Below are 8,616 nucleotides of genomic sequence, written 5' to 3'. Positions count from 1 at the left end.
ATCGCCTCCGGGAAGATTCTGTGGTCTTTCTCCCGGGGGCGGCGCAAAGCGCCTTTCCCGGGCTACGGGAACGCAGACGACTGAAGGCTTGTAGCCCGGACAGATGCGCAGCATCGCCTCCGGGAAATGTGCCGTTCAGACGTTCAGCAATTCATATTTCTTAATCTTGCGATAGAGCGTGGCAATACCGATGCCCAACTCGTCCGCCGCCTGTTTTTTATTGTGATGCCGGGACAGCGCTTCGCGGATCATCTGTTTCTCCATCTCCTCAAGCGCGGTACCTCCGGCATCGTCGGCCAGCGCGTGCAGCACCTCAGCGGGCGCGATATCACGCTCGGGCGCTTTGCCGTTATTGAGCAGATTCGGCGGCAGCAGCGTGCTATCAATCACCTCTCCCGAGGGGACAACGTTAACCAGATACTCCATCAGGTTGCTCAATTCCCGCAGATTGCCCGGCCAGCGATGATACTTCAGCAACGTCACCACATCCGGGGCGATGCCGGGGTAAACCAGGCCAAGCCGACGGGTATGCAGATGCAGAAAGTAGTGCACCAGCAGCTCGATATCATCCTGACGTTCACGCAGTGGCGGCAGGGTTAACGGGATGACGTTAAGCCTGTAGAAAAGATCTTCGCGGAATTTACCCTCGGCAATAAACTGCCCGAGGTTCTGATTGGTGGCGGAGATTATGCGGATATCCACCTGCACCGGACTGCTGGCGCCGAGAGGCAGAATTTCCCGCGCCTCAATAGCCCGCAACAGCTTTGCCTGGAGCACCAGCGGCATATCGCCAATCTCATCAAGAAATAGCGTCCCGCTATTGGCTGCCTGAATCAGACCGGTTTTACCGTTGGCGGACGCCCCGGTAAATGCGCCTTTCACATAGCCAAACAGTTCGCTTTCCAGCAGTTGCTCCGGAATTGCAGCGCAGTTAATGGCGATAAAAGGTTTATTTTTGCGATCGCTGAGCTTATGAATTGCCCGGGCGACCACCTCTTTCCCGGTACCGCTTTCGCCGACAATCATCACGCTGGAAGGGCTCGGGGCAATACGGCCAATCAGCTGCTTAAGCTGGCGCATCACCCGGCATTCACCGACCAGTTGCTCAATATGTGGTTCATTATCGGCTAACGCCACGACGGTACTTGTATGCGACTGATGAAAGGCCATCAGGAATAATTGCCGCCCCTGAACATTATGCAGCTGACCAATAATGAGTTCACTTTTATCATCCCACGAAACAATATGCTGCATATGTCCGTGCGTAAAATTACTTTCAAAGGTGAGCGGTCTGAAGCGCACAGATTTACCTGTCATGGTGTTTTGCATCACCCCGAGTATTTTCAGTGCCGTTTGATTAGCAAACTGCACCCGATTATCTTCATCAATAACCAGCACCCCTTGATCCATATTCTCGATCATCGTTGCGAATATTTTACTGATGCTGTCATTGCCGCCCTGATCTTGCAGAAGTTTCGAAACAAAAATGGTCGATATATGGCGAACGTAATCGGAGAACTCGCGCAGATTATCGTTAATATGCTCCTGCTGTTCATGGGTAACGGCAATCAAACTTATCACCCCCACGCAGCGGTCTTGTAAAATAACCGGCGTTCCCAAAAAGGCTTTCTCACGGCAGTTGTCTTTACTGTCACATCCTTCACAGAGCGGATCGTGGCGAGAATGGGTGACCACCTTTTCCTGCTGGGTTTCCAGAACAAAGCGCAATAGCCTTGAATTGCTGCTGAGCGGACGCCCCAGAAACTTGCCGTAGGCGCCGGTACCCGCCACGCGGCACAGGTGTTCGTCGACAATCTCTACCTCAAGTTGCAAAACGCTGGCCAGCATTCTGGCAAAGCGCTGAATAGTCGGTTGAATCTGCATCAAAACGGATTGCGTTGTTGCGAGGACCATAGACTTACCTTCCGGCATCACTTAAGCGGTAGATCGTTGAGGATATCGATGACTGCAAGAGGACTATGATACTAACTCAGAAAAAAACGGCTTTGATAAAAAGCGGGTTGTTTATCATTTTGTCATGATAATTATGCAAGAGGTGTCACATTTCTATATCAATATGAGAATTACCCCAGCTTATTTATCAATATGACGATTTACTCTCCGACCCTTAATATTATTCTCATTCTCTTTATGGCGATGAAAAATGATATTTAAAAAGCCAAACGTTTACGTCGATTAATTCCCGCCAATAAGATTGTTAATTTGTGATCGCAACCACAAATAACCGTCCTAAAATAGGACTTACGCCGCCCAGAATTAATCCTGGCACACTTATTGTTAGTTGATGGTATCGCTGTGATATCGCGCAGTCACAGCCATTAAGCCACCTTGCCGTCATTCCACTACCGGGACCTTATAATGAAAACTGTTAATGAGCTGATAAAGGATATCAATTCGCTGACCTCGCACCTTCACGAGAAGGATTTTTTATTAACGTGGGAGCAGACGCCGGATGAACTGAAACAAGTCCTCGACGTCGCCGCCGCGCTGAAGATGCTACGCGCTGAGAATATCGCAACCAAAGTCTTCAACAGCGGATTAGGGATTTCTGTTTTCCGCGATAACTCCACCCGAACCCGCTTCTCTTATGCCTCGGCCCTCAACCTGCTCGGCCTCGCCCAGCAGGATCTCGATGAAGGCAAATCGCAAATCGCCCACGGCGAAACCGTCCGCGAAACGGCCAACATGATCTCCTTTTGCGCCGATGCGATCGGTATTCGCGACGACATGTATCTCGGCGCGGGCAACGCCTATATGCGTGAAGTCGGTGCCGCGCTTGACGACGGTTACAAACAGGGCGTGCTGCCGCAGCGTCCGGCGTTAGTTAACCTGCAATGTGATATCGACCACCCGACGCAGGCGATGGCGGATCTGGCCTGGCTGCGTGAACATTTTGGCTCGCTGGAAAACCTCAAAGGCAAAAAAATCGCCATGACCTGGGCGTATTCCCCCAGCTACGGTAAACCACTCTCCGTGCCGCAGGGGATTATCGGCCTGATGACCCGCTTCGGTATGGACGTCACGCTGGCGCATCCGGAAGGCTATGACCTGATTCCCGATGTTATCGAAGTGGCGAAAAGCAACGCCAACGCCTCCGGCGGCAGCTTCCGCCAGGTCACCAGCATGGAAGAGGCTTTTAAGGACGCCGACATCGTCTATCCGAAGTCATGGGCCCCTTACAAAGTGATGGAAGAACGTACCGAATTACTGCGCGCTAACGACCACGCGGCGCTGAAAGAGCTGGAAAGGCAGTGTCTGGAGCAGAACGCGAAGCATAAAGACTGGCACTGCACCGAAGAGATGATGGAGCTAACCCGCGACGGCGAAGCGCTGTATATGCACTGCCTGCCGGCGGATATCAGCGGCGTCTCCTGTAAAGAAGGAGAAGTTACCGAAGGTGTGTTCGAAAAATACCGCATCGCCACTTATAAAGAGGCCAGCTGGAAGCCTTACATCATCGCCGCGATGATCCTCGCCCGCAAATATCCGAAGCCCGGCGTCCTGCTGGAGCAATTGTTGAAAGAAGCGCAACAGCGCATGAAATAACTCCCGAGCCGACCCGCCGGTCGGCTTTCCGTTCCGGAGGCCAATAAGGATAGGATATGTCCGTTTTCACACTGAAGATCGATATTGCCGACAACCATTTTTATAACGGTGAAACGTCGCCCCTTTTTTCGCAAAAACAGGCCAAAGTGGCGCGCCAGTTCCATCAAAAAATCGCGGGCTATCGCCCAACGCCGCTCTGCGCGCTGGACAGTCTTGCCAGCCTGTTTGGCGTGAAGAAAATTCTCGTCAAGGATGAATCAAAACGCTTTGGGCTGAACGCCTTCAAAATGCTCGGCGGTGCCTATGCCATCGCCCGCCTGCTGTGCGAGAAATATCAACTTGATATCGAGACGCTCTCGTTCACGCAGCTCAAAAACGCCATCGGCGAAAAGATGACCTTTGCGACCACCACCGATGGCAACCACGGTCGCGGCATCGCCTGGGCCGCGCAGCAGCTTGGGCAACATGCGGTGATTTATATGCCGAAAGGCTCCGCTCAGGAGCGCGTCGACGCCATTCTTAACCTTGGGGCGGAGTGCATCGTTACCGATATGAACTATGACGACACCGTTCGTCTGACCATGCAACACGCGCAGCAAAACGGCTGGGAGGTGGTGCAGGATACCGCCTGGGAAGGTTACACCAAAATTCCGACCTGGATTATGCAGGGCTACGCGACGCTTGCCGATGAAGCCGTAGAGCAGATGCGCGAAATGGGCGTTACGCCAACTCACGTACTGTTGCAGGCGGGGGTCGGCGCGATGGCGGGCGGCGTGCTGGGCTACCTGGTGGATGTTTATGGCCCGCAAAACCTGCGCAGCATTATCGTCGAGCCGGATAAGGCCGACTGCATTTACCGCTCAGGCGTTAAGGGCGACATCGTCAATGTCGGCGGCGATATGGCAACCATCATGGCCGGTCTGGCCTGTGGCGAACCTAACCCGCTCGGCTGGGAAATTCTGCGCAACTGCGCCACGCAGTTTATCTCCTGCCAGGACAGCGTCGCCGCGCTGGGCATGCGCGTGCTGGGTAACCCATACGGCGACGATCCGCGGGTGATCTCCGGTGAGTCCGGTGCCGTAGGTCTGGGCGTTCTGGCGGCAGTACACCATCACCCGCAGCGTCAGGCCCTGATGGCAAAACTGGCGCTGGATAAAGACGCCATCGTGCTGGTTATCAGCACCGAAGGCGACACCGACGTGAAGCACTATCGCGAAGTGGTCTGGGAAGGCAAACATCCGGTCACCCCGTAATCCCCTTATGAGAACAGGCTCCCAAGGAGATACGGGAGTGAAAACTGGAGAACAATAATGGCTAAGCACATTCCCTTTAAACTGATTCTGGAAAAAGCACACGACTACCAGGCCGACATGACGCGCTTCCTGCGCGATATGGTCGCTATCCCCAGCGAGAGCTGCGATGAAAAACGCGTGGTTCACCGTATCAAACAGGAGATGGAAAAAGTCGGCTTCGATAAAGTCGAGATCGATCCAATGGGTAACATTCTCGGTTATATCGGTCATGGCCCGCGGCTGGTGGCGATGGACGCCCATATCGATACCGTAGGGATCGGCAATATTAAGAACTGGGAATTTGACCCGTATGAAGGCATGGAAACCGAAGAGCTGATCGGCGGACGCGGCACTTCAGATCAGGAAGGCGGCATGGCATCGATGGTGTATGCCGGGAAGATCATCAAAGACCTCGGTCTGGAAGATGAGTACACGCTACTGGTGACCGGTACAGTACAGGAAGAGGACTGTGACGGTCTGTGCTGGCAGTACATCATCGAACAGTCCGGCATTCGCCCGGAATTTGTCGTTAGCACCGAGCCGACCGACTGTCAGGTGTATCGCGGACAGCGCGGGCGTATGGAAATCCGTGTTGATGTACAGGGAGTCAGCTGTCACGGCTCTGCACCAGAGCGCGGCGATAACGCGATCTTCAAGATGGGGCCGATTCTCAATGAATTGCAGGATTTGTCGCAGCATCTGGCTTACGACGAATTCCTCGGCAAAGGCACGTTGACGGTTTCCGAGATCTTCTTCACCTCGCCGAGCCGCTGCGCCGTGGCGGATAGCTGCGCTGTATCTATCGACCGCCGTCTGACCTGGGGCGAAACCTGGGAAGGTGCGCTGGACGAAATCCGCGCCCTGCCCGCCGTGCAAAAAGCCAATGCGGTGGTGTCTATGTACAACTATGACCGTCCATCATGGACCGGATTAGTTTATCCGACCGAATGCTACTTCCCGACCTGGAAAGTCGAAGAGGATCACTTCACCGTCAAAGCGCTGGTCAATGCTTATGAAGGACTGTTCGGCAAAGCGCCGGTGGTCGATAAGTGGACCTTCTCCACCAACGGCGTCTCGATTATGGGACGTCACGGCATTCCGGTGATCGGCTTTGGTCCGGGCAAAGAACCGGAAGCCCATGCACCAAACGAGAAAACCTGGAAATCGCATCTGGTCACCTGCGCCGCCATGTACGCCGCTATCCCGCTAAGCTGGCTGGCAACAAAATAATCATCCCTCTGCATCCCCCGGCTTACCGGGGGATTTCTGGAGTCTGCTATGCGCGTACTGATTAAAAACGGAATCGTCGTTAACGCTGACGGACAGGCAAAACAGGATTTGCTGATAGAAAACGGTATTGTTCGCCAGCTCGGCGACAATATTACGCCACAGCTACCTTGCGAGATCGTCGATGCGGCCGGCTGCTACGTCATGCCCGGCGGCGTGGACGTGCACACCCATTTCAACATTGACGTCGGCATTGCCCGTAGCTGTGATGATTTTTTTACCGGCACCCGTGCGGCGGCGTGTGGCGGTACAACAACCATTATCGACCATATGGGATTTGGCCCGACAGGCTGCCGGTTACGCCATCAACTGGAGGTTTACCACGGTTACGCCGCGCATAAGGCGGTGGTCGATTACAGCTTCCACGGGGTCATCCAGCATATCAATCATGCCATTCTTGATGAAATTCCGATGATGGTTGAAGAGGGGATCAGCAGCTTTAAGCTCTACCTGACCTATCAGTACAAGCTCAACGACGATGATGTGCTACAAGCGTTGCGCCGCCTGCACATCTCAGGCGCGCTGACGACGGTCCATCCTGAGAATGATGCCGCCATTGCCTGCAAGCGCGCCGAGTTTCTTGCCGCCGGGCTGACCGCGCCGCGCTATCACGCCCTGAGCCGCCCGCTGGAGTGCGAGGCCGAAGCCATTGCCCGGATGATCAATCTGGCGCAGCTCGCCGGGAATGCGCCGCTGTATATTGTCCATCTCTCCAACGGTCTGGGGCTGGATTATTTACGCCTGGCAAGAGCTAACCACCAGCCGGTGTGGGTAGAGACCTGCCCGCAATATCTATTGCTGGATGAGCGCCGTTATGATGCACCTGACGGGCTGAATTTTATTCTCAGCCCGCCTCTGCGCAACGTCCGCGAGCAGGACAAACTCTGGTGCGGAATCAGCGACGGTGCAATCGACGTGGTCGCCACCGACCACTGCAACTTTTCGATAGCCCAGCGCCAACAGCTCTCTGGCGGCGATTTCAACCGCTGCCCGAACGGTCTGCCCGGCGTGGAAAACCGCCTGCTGCTGCTCTTTTCCAGCGCCGTGATGAGCGGGCGTATTACACCAGAGCGCTTTGTCGATATGACCAGCGCCATGCCGTCCAGGCTGTTCGGCCTGTGGCCGCAGAAAGGGCGGCTGGCCCCGGGTTCCGATGGCGATGTGGTGATTATCGACCCGAATCAAACGACGGAAATTCGTCACGCCGAACTGCATGACAACGCCGACTACTCCCCGTGGGAGGGCTTTCGCTGTACCGGGGCGATCGTCAGAACCCTTTCGCGTGGTGAAACCCTCTTTTGCAAAGGGGAATTTAACGCCAGAGCGGGCCGGGGCCGCTTCCTGAGACGCAAACCGTTTAGCCATCCCTGGCATACTGAATAAGTGAGGAAAAATGAGTAAGAAAATTGTTCTCGCCCTCGGCGGGAATGCGCTGGGAGAGGATCTGGCCGGGCAGATGCAGGCCGTCAAAATGACCTCTCAGGCAATCGTCGATTTAATCGCTCAGGGCCATCAGGTAGTGGTCACCCACGGTAACGGGCCGCAGGTCGGAATGATCAACCTGGCCTTTGAGGCGGCGGCGAAAACCGAAGCCCACACGCCGATGCTGCCGATGTCGGTATGCGTGGCGTTAAGCCAGGGCTACATCGGTTACGATCTGCAAAACGCGCTGCGCGAAGAGCTGCTGTCGCGCGGGATGCATAAGCCGGTAGTGACGCTGGTGACTCAGGTGGAAGTTGATGCCCACGATCCCGCGTTCCTTAATCCGACCAAACCTATCGGTTCATTCTTCACTCAGCAGGAGGCTGAACAGCTGGAGAAACAGGGCTATACGCTGAAAGAAGATGCCGGTCGCGGCTATCGTCGCGTCGTCGCGTCACCTAAACCGGTAGACATCATTGAGAAAGGGACGGTCAAAACTCTGCTCGATGCCGGGCAGGTAGTGATCACCGTTGGCGGCGGCGGCATTCCGGTGATCCGAGAAGGTAACCATCTGCGCGGCGCCAGCGCGGTTATCGATAAGGACTGGGCCAGCGCCCGGCTCGCCGAAATGATCGATGCGGATATGCTGATCATCCTGACGGCGGTGGAAAAAGTGGCGATCAACTTCGGTAAACCTAACGAACAGTGGCTGGATCGCTTGTCATTAAGCGATGCGGAGCGCTTTATCAACGAAGGGCATTTCGCCAAAGGTTCCATGTTGCCGAAAGTCGAAGCCGCCGCCTCGTTCGCCCGTTCCCGTCCAGGACGCGAATCTCTGATTACCGTGTTGAGCAAAGCGAAAGAAGGAATCGAAGGTAAAACCGGCACCGTGATTTGCCAGTAGCCGGATAAGGCGTTGGCTGCTTAGTCGGGAAGGCTGGTATTTTCCCCGGAGGCGATGCTACGCATCTGTCCGGACTACAAATACGTGCAGTTTGGTAGATACTGTGAACGTCTGCAATCATTTTTAGTTGCCGGTGCTTTCTCC

The 8,616-nt window shown here is 54.9% G+C and carries 6 protein-coding genes; 5 read left to right on the top strand and 1 reads right to left on the bottom strand.

What is annotated here, in order from left to right; genetic code table 11:
• Positions 1 to 135: 135 nt before the first annotated feature.
• Positions 136 to 1,914 carry a sigma-54 interaction domain-containing protein gene (locus tag QVF11_RS19210; protein WP_142515183.1) on the bottom strand — a complete coding sequence of 593 codons (1,779 nt, stop codon included), beginning with the start codon at positions 1,912 to 1,914 and terminating at the stop codon, positions 136 to 138.
• A 465-nt stretch (positions 1,915 to 2,379) separates the two neighbouring features.
• Between QVF11_RS19210 and ygeW the strand changes: the two genes are divergently transcribed.
• From ygeW to arcC, 5 genes are read left to right on the top strand one after another with little or no spacing between them, the layout of a single operon-like run.
• The gene (gene ygeW / locus QVF11_RS19205) at positions 2,380 to 3,567 is read left to right on the top strand and encodes a knotted carbamoyltransferase YgeW (RefSeq protein WP_130624347.1); all 1,188 of its coding nucleotides are present in this window, start codon (positions 2,380 to 2,382) and stop codon (positions 3,565 to 3,567) included.
• A 56-nt stretch (positions 3,568 to 3,623) separates the two neighbouring features.
• Positions 3,624 to 4,820, top strand: coding sequence for a diaminopropionate ammonia-lyase (gene dpaL, locus QVF11_RS19200; RefSeq protein WP_287858738.1), 1,197 nt, complete (start codon positions 3,624 to 3,626; stop codon positions 4,818 to 4,820).
• A gap of 57 nt (positions 4,821 to 4,877) precedes the next feature.
• Positions 4,878 to 6,089: a YgeY family selenium metabolism-linked hydrolase gene (locus QVF11_RS19195; RefSeq protein WP_112217320.1), complete on the top strand. Its 1,212-nt coding sequence runs from the start codon at positions 4,878 to 4,880 to the stop codon at positions 6,087 to 6,089.
• 48 nt (positions 6,090 to 6,137) lie between these two features.
• The gene (gene hydA, locus QVF11_RS19190) at positions 6,138 to 7,529 is read left to right on the top strand and encodes a dihydropyrimidinase (protein ID WP_112217319.1); all 1,392 of its coding nucleotides are present in this window, start codon (positions 6,138 to 6,140) and stop codon (positions 7,527 to 7,529) included.
• A 10-nt stretch (positions 7,530 to 7,539) separates the two neighbouring features.
• The gene (gene arcC / locus QVF11_RS19185) at positions 7,540 to 8,472 is read left to right on the top strand and encodes a carbamate kinase (protein ID WP_287858736.1); all 933 of its coding nucleotides are present in this window, start codon (positions 7,540 to 7,542) and stop codon (positions 8,470 to 8,472) included.
• The last annotated feature ends 144 nt before the right edge of the window (positions 8,473 to 8,616 follow it).

It is taken from the genome of Klebsiella sp., assembly GCF_027492335.1.
Classification (GTDB): domain Bacteria; phylum Pseudomonadota; class Gammaproteobacteria; order Enterobacterales; family Enterobacteriaceae; genus Klebsiella; species Klebsiella huaxiensis.
The sequence above is the reverse complement of the archived record's forward strand: the minus strand, read 5'-3'. Positions and strand labels throughout refer to the sequence as shown.